This is a genomic window from Citrobacter cronae, from assembly GCF_016893685.1.
Lineage (GTDB): Bacteria > Pseudomonadota > Gammaproteobacteria > Enterobacterales > Enterobacteriaceae > Citrobacter > Citrobacter werkmanii.
Genome location: NZ_CP069763.1, coordinates 2083584 through 2099410 on the forward strand (window position 1 = coordinate 2083584; position 15827 = coordinate 2099410).

General features: G+C 53.1%; 14 protein-coding genes. 5 read left to right on the top strand and 9 right to left on the bottom strand.

Annotated elements, in window-relative coordinates; translation table 11 throughout:
• From thiQ to sgrR, 4 genes are all read right to left on the bottom strand, one after another.
• On the bottom strand, positions 1-708 hold the full coding sequence (gene thiQ, locus JSN25_RS08900) for a thiamine ABC transporter ATP-binding protein ThiQ (protein ID WP_204525631.1): 708 nt from the start codon (positions 706-708) through the stop codon (positions 1-3).
• The gene (gene thiP, locus JSN25_RS08905) at positions 692-2302 is read right to left on the bottom strand and encodes a thiamine/thiamine pyrophosphate ABC transporter permease ThiP (RefSeq protein WP_199966982.1); all 1611 of its coding nucleotides are present in this window, start codon (positions 2300-2302) and stop codon (positions 692-694) included. Before thiP ends, thiQ begins: the two co-directional genes overlap by 17 nt.
• Positions 2278-3261, bottom strand: coding sequence for a thiamine ABC transporter substrate binding subunit (gene thiB, locus JSN25_RS08910; protein ID WP_069324065.1), 984 nt, complete (start codon positions 3259-3261; stop codon positions 2278-2280). The genes thiP and thiB overlap by 25 nt, the downstream gene beginning before the upstream one ends.
• Before the next feature lie 300 nt (positions 3262-3561).
• On the bottom strand, positions 3562-5217 hold the full coding sequence (sgrR, locus tag JSN25_RS08915) for an HTH-type transcriptional regulator SgrR (protein WP_204525632.1): 1656 nt from the start codon (positions 5215-5217) through the stop codon (positions 3562-3564).
• Between the two features lie 99 nt (positions 5218-5316).
• Between sgrR and sgrT the strand changes: the two genes are divergently transcribed.
• Positions 5317-5439, top strand: coding sequence for a glucose uptake inhibitor SgrT (gene sgrT / locus JSN25_RS08920; protein ID WP_016151681.1), 123 nt, complete (start codon positions 5317-5319; stop codon positions 5437-5439).
• Between the two features lie 115 nt (positions 5440-5554).
• Positions 5555-6733 (top strand): sugar efflux transporter, encoded by a 1179-nt coding sequence (locus JSN25_RS08925; RefSeq protein ID WP_085048318.1) that lies wholly within the window; start codon positions 5555-5557, stop codon positions 6731-6733.
• Positions 6734-6784: 51 nt separating this feature from the next.
• On the opposite strand, the gene leuD is transcribed toward JSN25_RS08925, so the two are convergent.
• The 5 genes from leuD to leuL form a co-directional block, all read right to left on the bottom strand.
• A complete protein-coding gene (gene leuD / locus JSN25_RS08930; protein WP_085048317.1) occupies positions 6785-7390 on the bottom strand; it encodes a 3-isopropylmalate dehydratase small subunit in 606 nt (201 codons plus the stop codon).
• Positions 7391-7400: 10 nt separating this feature from the next.
• Positions 7401-8801: a 3-isopropylmalate dehydratase large subunit gene (gene leuC, locus JSN25_RS08935; protein WP_204525633.1), complete on the bottom strand. Its 1401-nt coding sequence runs from the start codon at positions 8799-8801 to the stop codon at positions 7401-7403.
• Between the two features lie 2 nt (positions 8802-8803).
• On the bottom strand, positions 8804-9895 hold the full coding sequence (leuB, locus tag JSN25_RS08940; RefSeq protein WP_204525634.1) for a 3-isopropylmalate dehydrogenase: 1092 nt from the start codon (positions 9893-9895) through the stop codon (positions 8804-8806).
• Positions 9895-11466, bottom strand: coding sequence for a 2-isopropylmalate synthase (leuA, locus tag JSN25_RS08945; RefSeq protein ID WP_121528578.1), 1572 nt, complete (start codon positions 11464-11466; stop codon positions 9895-9897). Before leuA ends, leuB begins: the two co-directional genes overlap by 1 nt.
• A gap of 89 nt (positions 11467-11555) precedes the next feature.
• Positions 11556-11642 carry a leu operon leader peptide gene (gene leuL, locus JSN25_RS08950; protein ID WP_048998978.1) on the bottom strand — a complete coding sequence of 29 codons (87 nt, stop codon included), beginning with the start codon at positions 11640-11642 and terminating at the stop codon, positions 11556-11558.
• A gap of 654 nt (positions 11643-12296) precedes the next feature.
• Between leuL and leuO the strand changes: the two genes are divergently transcribed.
• From leuO to ilvN, 3 genes are all read left to right on the top strand, one after another.
• The gene (gene leuO / locus JSN25_RS08955; protein ID WP_038637183.1) at positions 12297-13244 is read left to right on the top strand and encodes a transcriptional regulator LeuO; all 948 of its coding nucleotides are present in this window, start codon (positions 12297-12299) and stop codon (positions 13242-13244) included.
• 318 nt (positions 13245-13562) lie between these two features.
• On the top strand, positions 13563-15287 hold the full coding sequence (gene ilvI, locus JSN25_RS08960; RefSeq protein ID WP_204525635.1) for an acetolactate synthase 3 large subunit: 1725 nt from the start codon (positions 13563-13565) through the stop codon (positions 15285-15287).
• Positions 15288-15289: 2 nt separating this feature from the next.
• On the top strand, positions 15290-15781 hold the full coding sequence (gene ilvN / locus JSN25_RS08965; protein ID WP_204525636.1) for an acetolactate synthase small subunit: 492 nt from the start codon (positions 15290-15292) through the stop codon (positions 15779-15781).
• The last annotated feature ends 46 nt before the right edge of the window (positions 15782-15827 follow it).

Genomic DNA, 15827 nt, shown 5'->3' on the forward strand with positions numbered 1-15827 from the left:
CTACGAAATATGAGGCTTGATGCCTAACAGCGCTGAGGCGCTGGCTTGACCGCTTAGTAGCTCGTCTGTTTTGCCTTGCCACGCAATGCGTCCGTCGGCGACGACGATTGACCGGGGCGCAATTCGCGCCGCATCTTCGACGCTGTGGGAAACCATCAGCAGCGTAAGCTGCTTATCACGGCAGACCTCGGCGACCAGGGTTAACATCTCCTGACGCAGGGCGGGATCGAGCGCAGAGAACGGTTCATCGAGCAGCAAAATGGGTTGCTCCCGCACCAGACAACGCGCCAGCGCCACACGTTGTCGCTGCCCGCCGGAAAGCTCACCGGGAAGTCGCTCCAGCAGTGAATCGAGCCCCATTTGCCGGGCGATGCGGCGCATTTTTTCCCGCTGCGATGCGTTCAGTTTTAATCCCGGATCAAGACCCAGACCGATGTTTTGCCACACGCTCAGATGGCTGAACAGATTGTTTTCCTGAAACAACATGGAGACGGGGCGACGCGAAGGGGGCGTTGCGGTGTGATCTTCACCTTCAATCATCATTGTGCCGCTGGCAGGCGCAAGAAAGCCGGCAATCAGATTCAATAGCGTACTTTTCCCGGCGCCGCTGGGCCCGAGTATTGCGACCTGCTCACCGCGCGAGACTGACAGCGTAAAGCGCATGGGCAAATGGTGGTAAAGCCATGTGATATCAATCAGTTTTAACATTTCTACCCGGCAATTTCTCAATAACGGTAAACAGCGTAAAACACAGGATCAGCAGCAAGAGCGCCGTAACCGCGCCATCCTGACTGCGATAAGATCCAATCTGCTGATATAGATAAAACGGCAAGGTGCGGAAATCCTCATTGCCAAATAACGCCACCACGCCAAAATCGCCAATCGACAGTACGCAGGCAAAAGCCATCGCCTGCGCCAGCGGACGTTTCAGTGCCCGCAGTTCAACCACTTTCAGCCGCGACCATCCCTCAATTCCCAACGACTGGCACAACATACTGTAGCGTGCGGTCACGTCACGCATTGGGTTTTCCAGTACCTTCAGCGCGTAAGGGATCGCCATCAGCGCGTTGGTGAAAATCACAATGCCGTCGGCGGATTCGGGGAGACCAACGGTGTTATTGAGCAGCAGAAAGAAGCCGGTTGCCAACACGATGCCCGGCATGGCGAGGATCATCATGCCGCTAAGCTCCAGTACCTGGCCTGCCAGCACCTGCTGTCGGGCGCGCAGTTCGCGACTGCTCCATAACAGCATCATGGTGAGTATCACGCACAATGCCCCTGCCGCCAGCGCGATGCGCAGTGAAGTTCCCAACGCCTGCCACAGAACCGGCTGCATAAGCACATCCAGAACCTGGCGGTTAAGACCATCGACAATCACTGCCAACAGCGGCGGCAGCAACAGCAACAGGGCCAGGAAAATCAGCAACGAGTCTGCCAGACGGCTGTGCAGACGATCGTCGGGATCGCGCCAGCCCTGAACCAGCGTGGTGCCGGGCGCAATAGCGCGGCTCAGGCGTTGACTGAGGAGCACCAGCGCTAAACAACACAGCATCTGGATCAACGCCAGCATAGCGGCACGGGCGGGATCGTAATCGAAATTCAGCGCCTGATAGATGGCCAGTTCAATGGTGGTGGCCTGCGGCCCGCCACCCAGCGACAAAACGGTGGCGAAGCTGGCGAAGCACAGCATAAAGATGAGCGCGGCGACGGGAAGGATCTGACGGCGTAACCATGGCCACTCGACAAAGCGAAAGAAATGCCAGCCGCGGATACCCAACTGAGCGGCTAACTGTCGCTGTTCACCGGGAATATTTTCCAGCGACTGCAACAGCAGACGGCTGGCCATCGGCAGATTGAAAAAAACGTGCGCCAGCAGAATACCCTGCAAACCGTACGGCGAAAACGTCCACTCCAGCCCGAATATCTGCCAGAGTGAGGCTAACCAGCCCTGACGGCCATACACGCTGAGAATGCCAAAGACCGCGACCAACACCGGCAGGATTAACGTCATCGCGCACAGGCGTAGCAGCGCCAGACGTCCGGGGAAACGGCGGCGATAAAGTGCTCTGGCAAGGAAAATTGCCGGGACAACCGACAACACTGCGGATAAAAAAGCCTGCCAGAAAGAAAAACGCACCACGTGCCACAGGTAGTCGTCTCGCCAAAGCGAGAGCCATTCTCCTTGTGGGGCGTTAAACCATAGCGCCAGAAACGCGGCCAGGGCTACTGCGACCATCAGCGTGGCGGCAGAAAGCCCTGGAAGCAGCCAGCCGGGAATTAACGGCTGACGGCGCGTTGCCATTCGCTAATCCATGTCTGACGCTGAGCCGCAACCTGCTGCGGGGTAAATTCCAGCGCGGTGGCCGGTTTCTTCAGTTGCTCAAATCCTGATGGGAGAGCAACCTGCGTCACCGGATACATCCAGTTGCCGGTCGGAATGGCATTCTGGAATGCCGGAGAAACCATAAACTTGAGGAACTTCTCAGCCAGTTCCGGCTGCTTGCTGGCCGCGGTGCGGGCGGCGACTTCCACCTGCAAATAGTGACCTTCACTAAAGTTGGCGGCGGCGTAGTTATCTTTTTTCTCGTCAATGATGTGATAGGCCGGAGAGGTGGTGTAGCTCAGTACCAGATCGCTTTCACCTTTCAGGAACAGGCCGTAGGCTTCGCTCCAGCCCTTGGTGACGGTGACGGTTTTGGCTGCCAGTTTCTGCCACGCCTCCGGTGCTTTGTCGCCATAGACTTTTTGCATCCATAACAGCAGGCCCAGCCCCGGCGTGCTGGTGCGCGGGTCCTGATAAATGACGCGCCATTTCTGATCGCTTTCGACCAGTTCTTTCAGGCTCTTTGGCGGATTTTTCAGCTTGTTTTTATCATAGACAAAAGCGAAGTAGCCGTAATCAAACGGGACAAAGGTGTCATTTTTCCAGCCGCCGGGTACGTCAACGGCGTCGTTTGCGACATTGCTCTTGGCGAACAGTTTGGTTTGCGTAGCGGCTTCCAGCAGGTTGTTATCCAGTCCCAGCACGACGTCGGCTTTGCTGTTTTTTCCTTCCATGCGCAGGCGGTTAAGCAGCGAGACGCCATCTTCCAACGCGACCAGCTTCAGTTCGCAGTTGCAGTCAGCTTCAAAGGCTTTTTTGATTGTTGGGCCAGGCCCCCAGTCCGCAGCGAACGAATCGTAGGTATAGACGGTCAGCACCGGTTTGGCGAAGGCAGGCGCTGCGCACAGCAGCAAAAGCGGAAGACATTTTTTAAACACTTTGCACCTCAAGAGTTGGGTGGCAAAGGACTTGAGATAAGCCTCAAATCCCTTCGCCGGCATTATCCGGATCAGGTTCGACGGGTATCTCTCAGCCCATACACTTCATCATTCACGCTGCCTCTKTGTKGGCTGCGCTCRCTCACCCCRGTCACATAGTTATCTATGCTCCTGGGGATTCACKMGCTTGCCGCCTTGAGGCATCATGAATGATTTTGTGTATGTTTTTTATTTAGCACCCCGTTGAGAACGGCGTTAGTGTAGTGATTTTGTTGCCGGGCAGCAATTAAGAGCTGGCTCTTAGGGATCCGGCGGCGCAAACCATGCCGATTTAAAATCAAACCAGCCGAGGGTATTCATGCGTAGCCCGCGCATACTACGCTGGCCCTGAATGATCAGCCAGTGGTGGATCAACGGCACAATGGCCTTTGTGGCGAGCAACTGTTGGCACCATGCCGCCAGGCTCATTTCACCGGTTCGCCAGCGGGCCGCATCGTTTTCCCAGTCGCGCGAGATACAGTTTTGCAGCAGCGGGACTTCGCACAAATGAGCGAACAGCGAGAAATCCAGCGGGAGGGTAAAGTTGGCGCTGTTGAGCCAGATATCACTGACTATGTCACCTGCATGCCACTGATCGTAGTCGATCTCCTGAATGTTTAGCTGTACCTGATGCTGCGCCAGCAACGTTTTCATGATCTGCGCGATAATCCGATGTTCGATGTGATCGCGATAGTAAGTGAGCGTTAGCGTTTCCAGCCCGGCCGGTTTTTCACCATGCCCGGGTTTGGCGTGGTGCCAGCGGGGGAGTAACCCATAGGCGGGAAACCACAGTCTCTGGTACTGTTCGTCGGCGTGACAGATTAAATTGGTTGGCGAGAGAACGCGGCTTGCCCACTCGCGAACCTCCTGATTAGCACCACGATGGGTGCGTGTATCAAACAGCAGGTAGTAGCAGCCTTCTTCCAGTCGACTTTCAATCGCCTTTTCATCCTCCGTGGGACCTTTTAGCGTCAACCCGCCGCCCGGCTCTTCGCCGATGTCAGGTAATACCCAAACGTTAACTTCATCGATCAGCGCCCGGTAGCCGAAGTAATCATCAAATGCGCGAATTTTCAGTTGGTTATTAGTATTGCGCATCACGGCATATGGGCCGGTGCCAATCGGATGGCTGGAGAAGTTATTTAGCGTTTCCCATTCTCGCGGCAGGATCATGGCGGGGACTTGCCCCAGTAGCCAGGGAAGCCAGCGGTCCGGTTGGGCAAGATGGATATCCAGCGTCCAGGCGGTGGGCGAGACGATTTGCGTAATGTGCGAATACAGCGGCAGCGCGTTGATGCGCTGTAGCGAGGTAATGACATCCTCCATTTCCAGCTCACGGCCATGATGAAAATGGATCCCCGGGCGCAGGAAGAATCGCCAGTGTAAAGGCGAAATCTGCTGCCAATGATGCGCAATGTCGGCTTCCAGTTCCCCATTTTCCTCATTTACCAGAATTAAGGAACTGAAGATTTGTCGGGCAATATGGGTTTCGGAGCGGCGTAACGCCGTGCCGGGGAGCAGATTGCGCATAGGGCGATAATAGAGGACGCGCATGATGTGCCGCCCCTGGCGAAAACTGCGTCCCAGGTGGGAAACCAGCATTTGTCTGACGGCCGTTTTATCACCGACCAGTTGCACCAGTTGATCGATGCGATCCTGTTCCAGCAGGTCTTCTGCCCGCTGCTGCTGGAGCGCCAGCCCGGTATAGAGAAATGTCAGGCGCGAGCGTTTACCCCGCCCAACTTCGGCTTCCCACGTTAACCAGCCGCGATCCTGCATGGTATTAAGCAGGGTGCGCATATGACGGCGCGAGCAGCTCAGCAGCTCCGCCAGTTCGTTTAGCGTCGTGTCTTGCGTTTTGCCGTCACAGCATTGCCACAGACGGATGAACTGTTGTTGCAAACGACCAGAAGACATAAAAGGGGAACTCCTGCGGAAAACTCAGCAATTTTATTATCCCTATATTAAGCCAATAATAGATTCCGATGAAGCGATGAGACAACGAAGGGGTCATCTATGCGTCAGTTCTGGTTGAAGTACTTTACTGCGACGGAAAAATCGTCCTGGTTGGCTTGCCTGAGCGCACCGCAGCGCTTAAAGATGCTTGAAGAACTGATGCAGTGGGAGGTGACAGCCTGACCTCCGAATTGCGAGTTGCAGACATCATGTGTGACTGAGTATTGGTGTTAATCGCCGCGCCAGCAGGTATTATCTGCTGGCTTTTTTCGTTTCAGCTGCGCTTAAAAGGAAAGATATGCTCTGGATTATGACCATGGGACGGCGCCTTAACGGCGTTTACGCGGCATTTATGCTGGTCGCTTTTATGATGGGTGTGGCCGGGGCGTTGCAGGCACCCACGCTGAGCCTGTTTCTGAGCCGTGAAGTCGGGGCGCAGCCATTTTGGGTCGGGCTGTTTTATACCGTCAACGCTATTGCCGGGATCGGGGTCAGCCTTGGTCTGGCGAAACGATCCGACAGTCAGGGCGATCGGCGAAAACTGATCATGTTCTGTTGTCTGATGGCAATCGGCAACGCGCTGCTGTTTGCCTTTAATCGCCACTATCTCACGCTGATCACCTGCGGTGTGCTGCTGGCTTCGCTGGCAAATACCGCCATGCCGCAGCTGTTTGCGCTGGCGCGGGAATATGCCGATAGCTCGGCGCGTGAAGTGGTAATGTTTAGCTCGGTGATGCGTGCGCAGCTTTCGTTGGCGTGGGTGATAGGGCCGCCGCTGGCTTTTATGCTGGCGCTGAATTACGGCTTCACGGCGATGTTTTCCATTGCCGCAGGCATTTTTGCCATTAGCCTGGTGCTGATCGCGCTGATACTGCCATCTGTGGCTCGGGTGGAGCAACCTGTCGATGTCCCGCTGGAACAGGCCAGCGGTTGGCAGGACAAAAATGTACGCATGCTGTTTATTGCCTCTACGCTGATGTGGACCTGCAATACCATGTACATCATCGATATGCCGCTGTGGATTAGCCTTGAGCTGGGCTTGCCGGACAAGCTGGCCGGGATCCTGATGGGCACCGCGGCCGGGCTGGAAATTCCGGCGATGATTCTGGCGGGCTACTACGTGAAACGCTTTGGTAAGCGGCGCATGATGATCGCGGCCGTGGCGGCGGGCGTACTGTTTTATCTTGGTCTGATCTTCTTTCACAGCCGCACGGCGCTGCTGGTCCTGCAACTGTTTAACGCGGTATTTATCGGCATTATCGCCGGAATAGGAATGCTGTGGTTTCAGGATCTGATGCCGGGGCGTGCGGGATCGGCGACCACATTGTTTACCAACAGTATTTCAACGGGCGTGATTCTGGCGGGAGTGATTCAGGGAGCGGTGGCGCAAAGCTACGGGCATTTTGCCGTTTACTGGGTGATTGCGGCGATTTCGGTGGTCACGCTGGTGATGACCGGGCGGGTGAAGGACGTTTGATTTATAAAGTGCCGGATGGCGGCGTAACGGCCTGATCCGGCGTCACAATGACTAGCGCATAAACGCGGGCTGCCTGTCTTCGTATTCGGTGATGGCGGCTTCGTGCTGCAGCGTCAGCCCGATGCTGTCCAGACCGTTCAGCATGCAGTGGCGGCGGAAGTCATCGATCTTAAAGCTGTAGGACTTATCGCCCGCTTTGACGACCTGCGCCACCAGATCCACTTCAAATGTAATCCCCGGATTGGCTTTCACCAGGGTAAACATTTCATCGACCTGCGCGTCGCTCAGGGTTACCGGCAGCAGTTGGTTGTTGAAACTGTTGCCGTAGAAGATGTCGGCGAAGCTTGGTGCGATCACTACTTTAAAGCCGTAGTCGGTCAGCGCCCACGGCGCATGTTCACGTGAAGAGCCGCAGCCAAAGTTTTCCCGCGCCAGCAGAATCGACGCGCCTTTATATTCCGGAAAGTTCAGCACAAACTCTGGATTTGGCTGTTGACCCTTTTCGTCCAGGAAACGCCAGTCGTTAAACAGATGGGCGCCAAAACCGGTGCGTGTGACCTTCTGCAAAAACTGTTTCGGGATAATTGCATCGGTATCGACGTTGGCGGCATCCAGTGGGACAACCAGGCCGGTATGCTGGGTAAATTTCTCTGCCATGGTAGTTTCCTTATTTGATGCTGCGAATGTCGGCGAAGTGGCCGGTAACGGCGGCGGCGGCGGCCATCGCCGGGCTGACTAAATGCGTGCGGCCACCGCGGCCCTGACGACCTTCAAAGTTACGGTTGCTGGTGGATGCGCAGCGCTCGCCTGGGTTCAGGCGGTCATTATTCATGGCCAGGCACATGGAACAGCCCGGTAAGCGCCATTCAAATCCTGCTTCGATAAAGATCTTGTCCAGACCTTCCGCTTCCGCCTGCGCTTTCACCGGACCAGAACCCGGCACCACCAGTGCCTGTACGCCCGGCGCGACTTTGCGCCCTTTGGCGATTTTCGCCGCAGCGCGTAAATCTTCAATGCGCGAGTTGGTGCAGGAACCGATAAAGACTTTATCGATAGCCACTTCTGTTAACGGAATGCCCGGTTTCAGCCCCATATACGCCAGCGCTTTTTCCGCCGATGCGCGCTCAACGGGATCGGTAAATGATGCTGGATCGGGAATATTATCGTTCACCGAGATCACCTGACCCGGATTCGTTCCCCAGGTTACCTGCGGCGCGATCTCTTCTGCTTGCAGAGTGACGACGGTATCAAACGTTGCGCCGTCGTCGGTTTGCAGCGTTTTCCAGTACTCAACCGCGTGGGCAAAATCCTCGCCCTTCGGTGCGTGTAAACGACCTTGCACATAGTTAAAGGTGGTTTCATCCGGTGCGACCAGACCCGCTTTGGCCCCCATTTCAATGGCCATGTTACACAGGGTCATGCGGCCTTCCATGCTCAGCGCACGGATGGCTTCGCCGCAAAATTCAACCACGTGCCCGGTACCGCCCGCGCTACCGGTTTTACCGATAATCGCCAGCACGATATCTTTCGCCGTGATGCCCGGCGCGGCTTTGCCGTTGACTTCAATCTTCATGGTTTTGGCGCGACCCTGTTTCAGGGTTTGCGTTGCCAGCACGTGTTCAACTTCTGAAGTGCCAATACCGAACGCCAGCGCGCCGAATGCGCCGTGGGTGGCGGTGTGGGAGTCGCCACAGACGATGGTCATTCCCGGCAAGGTCACGCCTTGCTCAGGCCCCATCACGTGGACAATACCCTGATACGGGTGATTCAGGTCGTACAGTTCAACGCCAAATTCATTGCAGTTTTTGATCAGTTCCTGCATCTGAATACGCGCCATTTCGCCGGAGGCGTTAATGTCTTTGGTCTGCGTTGAGACGTTGTGGTCCATGGTGGCGAAGGTTTTACCCGGCTGGCGCACCTGACGGCCATGCGCGCGCAGACCATCAAACGCCTGCGGGGAGGTGACTTCATGCACCAGATGGCGGTCGATATACAGCAGCGGGGTTTCGTTTTGCGCCTCAAAGACGACGTGCGCATCAAATAATTTTTCGTATAACGTTTTGGCCATGATTACACCCCTTCTGCGACGTAACGGGCAATGATATCGCCCATTTCATCGGTACCGACTGCGGCAGCGCCACGGGCCAAATCACCAGTGCGAATGCCTTCTTCTAATGCGCGGTTAATGGCGCTCTCAATTGCGGTTGCCGCATCGTTGGCATCCAGGCTGTAGCGCAGCAGCAGCGCCAGCGACAGGATCTGGGCGATAGGGTTAGCAATGTTTTTCCCGGCGATATCCGGGGCGGAGCCGCCAGCAGGCTCGTACAGACCAAAACCTTGCTCGTTCAGGCTGGCGGATGGCAACATCCCCATTGAACCGGTGATCATGGCGCACTCGTCAGACAGAATGTCGCCAAACAGGTTGGAGCACAGCAGGACGTCGAACTGGGAAGGAGCTTTGATCAACTGCATTGTCGCGTTGTCGATGTACATATGCGCCAGTTCAACGTCTGGATATTCATTGGCAATTTCATTAACGATTTCACGCCACAGAATAGAGGTTTGCAGCACGTTAGCTTTATCAATCGACGTGACTTTACGGCGACGTTGGCGAGCTGACTCAAACGCGATACGGGCAATACGTTCGATCTCGAAACGGTGATATACCTCGGTATCAAATGCTTTTTCATGTTGCCCGCTGCCTTCGCGGCCTTTTGGCTGACCGAAGTAGATCCCGCCGGTCAGTTCACGCACGCACAGGATGTCGAAACCGTTAGCGGCGATATCGGCGCGCAGAGGACAAAACGCTTCCAGCCCCTGGTACAGCTTTGCCGGACGCAGATTGCTGAATAATTTGAAGTGCTTACGCAATGGCAGCAGCGCACCGCGTTCAGGCTGCTGGTTTGGCGGCAGGTTTTCCCATTTCGGACCGCCAACGGAGCCAAACAGAATGGCGTCAGCTTGCTCACAGCCTTCAACCGTAGCCGGCGGCAGCGGCTGACCGTGGTTATCAATGGCGGCGCCACCCACGTCGTAGTGGCTGGTGGTAATGCGCATGTTAAAACGGTGGCGAATTGCGTCCAGTACTTTCAAGGCTTGCGCCATCACTTCCGGGCCAATACCGTCACCCGGCAAAACAGCAATATGGTAATTCTTCGACATCACACGGTTTCCTTGTTGTTCTCGTTGTTCTGAGCTTTGCGTTGCAATTCTTTTTCGACTTCTTCGGCGCGCCAGATATTGTTCAGCACATGGACCATCGCTTTGGCGGAAGACTCGACGATATCCGTTGCCAGACCGACGCCGTGGAAGCGGCGACCGTTATAGTTGGCGACGATATCCACCTGACCCAGCGCATCTTTACCGTGCCCTTTGGCGGTCAGGCTGTATTTCACCAGTTCGACGTTGTATTCCGTCACGCGGTTGATGGCCTGATAAATGGCATCAACCGGGCCGTTACCGTTCGCCGCTTCGGCTTTGACGTCTTCACCGCAGGCCAGCTTGACGGAGGCAGTAGCAATGTCATTTGAGCCGGATTGCACGCTGAAGTAATCCAGACGGAAATGTTCTGGCTCCTCCTGCTGTTTGTTAATAAAGGCCAGCGCTTCCAGGTCGTAATCAAATACCTGACCTTTTTTATCCGCCAGCTTCAGGAAAGCGTCGTACAGGTTGTCCAGATTATATTCACTCTCTTTATAGCCCATCTCATCCATGCGGTGTTTCACCGCGGCGCGTCCGGAACGGGAGGTCAGGTTCAACTGTACCTGATTCAGGCCGATGGATTCAGGCGTCATGATTTCGTAGTTTTCACGATTTTTCAGTACGCCGTCCTGATGAATGCCGGAGGAGTGAGCAAAGGCGCCGCTACCGACAATCGCTTTGTTAGCCGGAATGGGCATGTTACAGATTTGGCTCACTAACTGGCTGGTACGCCAGATCTCCTGATGATTAATGCGGGTCTGTACGTTCAGGATATCTTTGCGCACTTTGATCGCCATGATCACTTCTTCCAGGGAGCAGTTACCAGCGCGTTCGCCGATACCGTTCATCGCGCCTTCCACCTGGCGCGCTCCGGCGTGAACGGCAGCCAGCGCGTTGCCGACGCCCAGGCCTAAATCATCATGGGTGTGTACGGAGATGATGGCTTTATCGATATTCGGTACGCGTTCATACAGACCGGAAATGATTGCGCCAAATTCGAAAGGCATGGTGTAACCGACGGTATCGGGAATATTAATGGTTTTGGCACCCGCATTAATGGCGGCTTCTACTACGCGAGCCAGGTCTGCGATAGGAGTACGGCCAGCGTCTTCGCAGGAGAATTCCACGTCATCCGTGTAATTACGCGCTCGCTTAACCATATAGACAGCTCGCTCGATCACCTCATCCAGCGTGCTGCGTAATTTTGTTGCGATATGCATCGGCGAGGTGGCGATAAACGTATGAATGCGGAAAGCTTCAGCGACCTTCAGGGATTCAGCTGCAACATCGATATCTTTTTCAACGCAGCGCGCTAAGGCGCAAACACGGCTGTTCTTAACCTGACGAGCAATGGTCTGTACTGATTCAAAGTCACCTGGTGAAGAGACCGGGAAACCCACTTCCATCACGTCAACGCCCATGCGCTCAAGGGCCAGCGCAATCTGCAGTTTTTCTTTCACACTCAGGCTTGCCTGTAACGCCTGTTCTCCGTCGCGTAAGGTGGTATCGAAAATAATGACTTGCTGGCTCATGGTTTAGGTCCTTGGTCTTTAGGGCGCCTTGCTTCGAGCATAAAAAAACCCGCGCAACGGCGCGGGTTTCTGTCTTAACTGGAGCTGACTTAATGCTGAATGTCGTCCACCAGTCTACCGCGCAACGAAGATGCGTTTAGTAGTAGTAGACCGTTGAAACGAGCAATGTAAGTCATCAATTAAGCTCCAGGCGAATGCGATATGCTTTTAGTGGTACTGGATATGAACTCCGATGTCAACCCCATCCCTTGTAAATGCCCCTGTAGCAGATAAAAGTTTAGGCAAAACTTAAGCGAATTGTGCTGAATTTGTTGGCGTATATAAAATTAATCTGCTGATGCTTGTACATAATTTTCATGGTTTGACATATTTAAGCATATTTATTCGCATTTATTGTAACGGTTCGTTGAAGTCGATGGCGCGATTAAGATTTTATATCTTTATGATTTGTCTGTTTTTATAGCAATACTGAATAGATCGGGGCACAGCGGAAGGACATGATTGATAAATTAATGTTAACTTTTAATGTATTAATAATATAAACATTTAATTAAAACTTAAATATACATTCATGATGTGTATGATTGTATATTCGCCATGCTTATGGTTATATTGTTTTTGAAATTTAAACATATGAATCACCGTGCAGTGACCTCTGCCACACTGCGCTCGCATTGCTGTTTTGTTCATTTAGGTTTGTACCTTTATGTTTTCCTAATTTTAATGTTTTTCCTTTTTCTTATTTTATATGCATGGTAAATCATATTAGCGGAGGTTATTTCTTTACTCCGTCTGGGAAAAGGGAGTTTAGAGTGACAGTGGAGTTAACTATGCCAGAAGTAAAAATAATAGATAAACCTAATCTTTTAGAGCCAGGAAAACCGCAACTTCGCATGGTTGACCTTAATCTTTTAACCGTTTTTGATGCGGTAATGCAGGAACAGAATATTACCCGCGCTGCGCATACCCTGGGGATGTCGCAACCAGCGGTCAGTAATGCGGTAGCGCGCCTGAAGGTCATGTTTAATGATGAGCTTTTTGTTCGTTATGGTCGGGGGATCCAGCCGACAGCAAGAGCTTTCCAGCTATTTGGTTCCATTCGTCAGGCATTGCAATTAGTGCAAAACGAACTGCCTGGATCGGGTTTTGAACCAGCCAGCAGTGAACGTGTTTTCAATCTCTGCGTATGCAGCCCATTAGATAATATCCTGACATCGTTGATTTATAATCGGGTTGAACAGGTCGCGCCAAACATTAATGTCATATTTAAATCTTCACTTAATCAAAATACCGAGCATCAGCTGCGTTATCAGGAAACAGAGTTTGTTATTAGCTATGAAGAATTCCGTCGTCCAGAATTCTCAAGTATTCCGTTATTCAATGATGAAATGGTATTAGTGGTAAGCAAAAAGCATCCGCGCATTAGTGGTCCATTATTGGAAAACGATGTTTATAATGAGCAACACGCGGTGGTTTCGCTGGATCGCTTCGCATCTTTCAGTCAGCCGTGGTATGACACGCCGGATAAACAATCCTGCGTCGCTTACCAGGGCATGGCATTAATTAGCGTTCTTAATATTGTGTCGCAAACGCATCTGGTCGCTATTGCGCCACGTTGGTTGGCAGAAGAGTTCGCTGATTCTTTAGAACTTCAGATATTACCTTTACCTTTAAAATTGAACAGCCGTACATGTTATCTTTCCTGGCATGAAGCTGCAGGCCGGGATAAAGGACATCAATGGATGGAAGAGCTGTTAGTCTCCATCTGTAAGCAATAGCATTCAGCAGAACAAGCCGGATAATACATCTGGTTTGTTCTGCTTTTTTATTTGTATGTAAAATTTTATGCTGAAATCCACTTTCCAGGATTAGCTAACAGTGTAAAAAAATAGAGTAATAGCTGTAAGTCCCCCTTTTTAAGCGATTATTTATCATATCATTTACTTATCCTGGTTTAATTCTCCATTAAATCGACGCTTTCCTCCGTTTTATTCTTATTTGCTCTGAGGCTACTCCAGCGGAGTCAATTGCCATGCGTCATCGTCAGCGGTTAATGTGTTGTTAAACCGTTATTCATTATAAGAGTGAGGCAAGCCATGGAGATGTTGTCTGGAGCCGAGATGGTCGTCCGATCGCTCATCGATCAGGGTGTAAAGCAGGTATTCGGTTATCCCGGGGGGGCCGTCCTCGATATTTATGATGCGTTGCATACGGTCGGTGGTATTGATCATGTGCTGGTTCGTCATGAGCAGGCCGCGGTACACATGGCTGATGGCCTTGCGCGCGCCACGGGGGAGATGGGCGTCGTATTAGTCACTTCAGGACCCGGCGCTACCAACGCGATTACCGGGATTGCAACGGCTTACATGGATTCCATTCCGCTGGTGATCCTCTCCGGGCAGGTCGCAACGTCGCTGATTGGCTACGATGCCTTCCAGGAGTGCGACATGGTGGGCATATCCCGCCCGGTGGTGAAGCACAGCTTCCTGGTCAAACAAACAGAAGACATCCCACAGGTGCTAAAAAAGGCCTTCTGGTTGGCGGCAAGCGGTCGTCCGGGGCCTGTTGTGGTCGATTTGCCGAAGGATATTCTGAATCCCGCCAGGAAACTGCCTTACAGCTGGCCGGAGTCGGTGAGTATGCGTTCGTATAATCCGACGACTACCGGACATAAAGGGCAGATAAAACGTGCTCTGCAGACGTTAGTCGCGGCTAAAAAACCGGTTGTGTACGTGGGTGGTGGCGCCGTTAATGCCGCCTGCCATGAGCAGTTGTGCCAGATCGCTGAAGCTCTTAACCTGCCTGTTGTTTCCTCGCTGATGGGGTTAGGCGCGTTTCCGGCAACACATCGCCAGGCGTTGGGAATGCTGGGCATGCATGGAACTTACGAAGCAAACATGACCATGCATCATTCCGATGTGATCTTTGCCGTCGGCGTGCGCTTTGACGATCGAACAACCAATAATCTGGCAAAATATTGTCCAAATGCGACCGTGCTGCATATCGACATCGATCCGACCTCTATTTCGAAAACCGTCACTGCGGATATTCCGATTGTCGGCGATGCTCGTCTGGTACTTGATCAGATGCTCGAACTGCTGGAGCAGGAGAAATATCAGCAGCCGCTGGATGATAACCGTGACTGGTGGCAACAGATTGAACACTGGCGCGCCCGTCAGTGCCTGAAATATGACACGCAAAGTGAAAGCATTAAGCCACAGGCGGTGATTGAAACCATCTGGCATCTGACGAAAGGGGATGCGTATGTGACCTCTGACGTTGGTCAGCATCAGATGTTTGCCGCACTCTACTACCCGTTCGATAAACCACGCCGTTGGATTAACTCTGGCGGTCTCGGCACCATGGGATTTGGTTTACCTGCGGCGCTAGGCGTAAAAATGGCATTGCCTGAGGAAACGGTGGTGTGCGTGACCGGGGATGGCAGCATTCAGATGAACATCCAGGAACTGTCGACGGCGCTGCAGTACGAGCTGCCGGTACTGGTGCTCAACCTGAACAACCGCTATCTCGGCATGGTCAAACAGTGGCAGGACATGATCTACTCTGGACGTCATTCACAATCTTATATGCAGTCGCTGCCCGATTTTGTGCGCCTTGCCGAGGCTTATGGGCATATTGGTATCCAGATTAACCATCCTGAAGAACTGGAAAGCAAACTGAGTGAAGCGCTGGAGCATGTGCGCAACCGTCGTCTGGTGTTTGTCGATGTCACCGTTGATGGCAGCGAGCATGTTTACCCGATGCAGATTCGTGGGGGCGGTATGGATGAAATGTGGTTAAGTAAAACGGAGAGGACCTGATTATGCGCCGGATATTATCGGTATTGCTGGAAAATGAGTCGGGTGCCTTGTCGCGTGTGATAGGCCTTTTCGCCCAGCGTGGATACAATATTGAAAGCCTGACCGTCGCGCCCACTGACGATCCAACCTTATCGCGAATGACGATTCAAACGGTAGGGGATGAGAAAGTCCTGGAGCAGATCGAAAAGCAGCTACATAAACTGGTGGATGTTCTGCGCGTGAGCGAACTGGGGCAGGGCGCCCATGTTGAACGCGAGATCATGTTGGTGAAAATCCACGCCAGCGGCTATGGTCGGGAGGAGGTGAAACGCAACACGGAGATTTTCCGCGGGCAAATCATCGACGTCACGCCGTCCATCTACACCGTACAGTTGGCGGGCACCAGTGATAAGCTGGATGCGTTCCTGGCAACATTACGTGAAGTCGCCAAAATTGTAGAGGTAGCCCGTTCTGGCGTGGTGGGGCTTTCTCGCGGTGATAAAATCATGCGCTAATAGTCGACTGTAGGCCTGATAAGCACAGCGCCATCAGGCATCATCG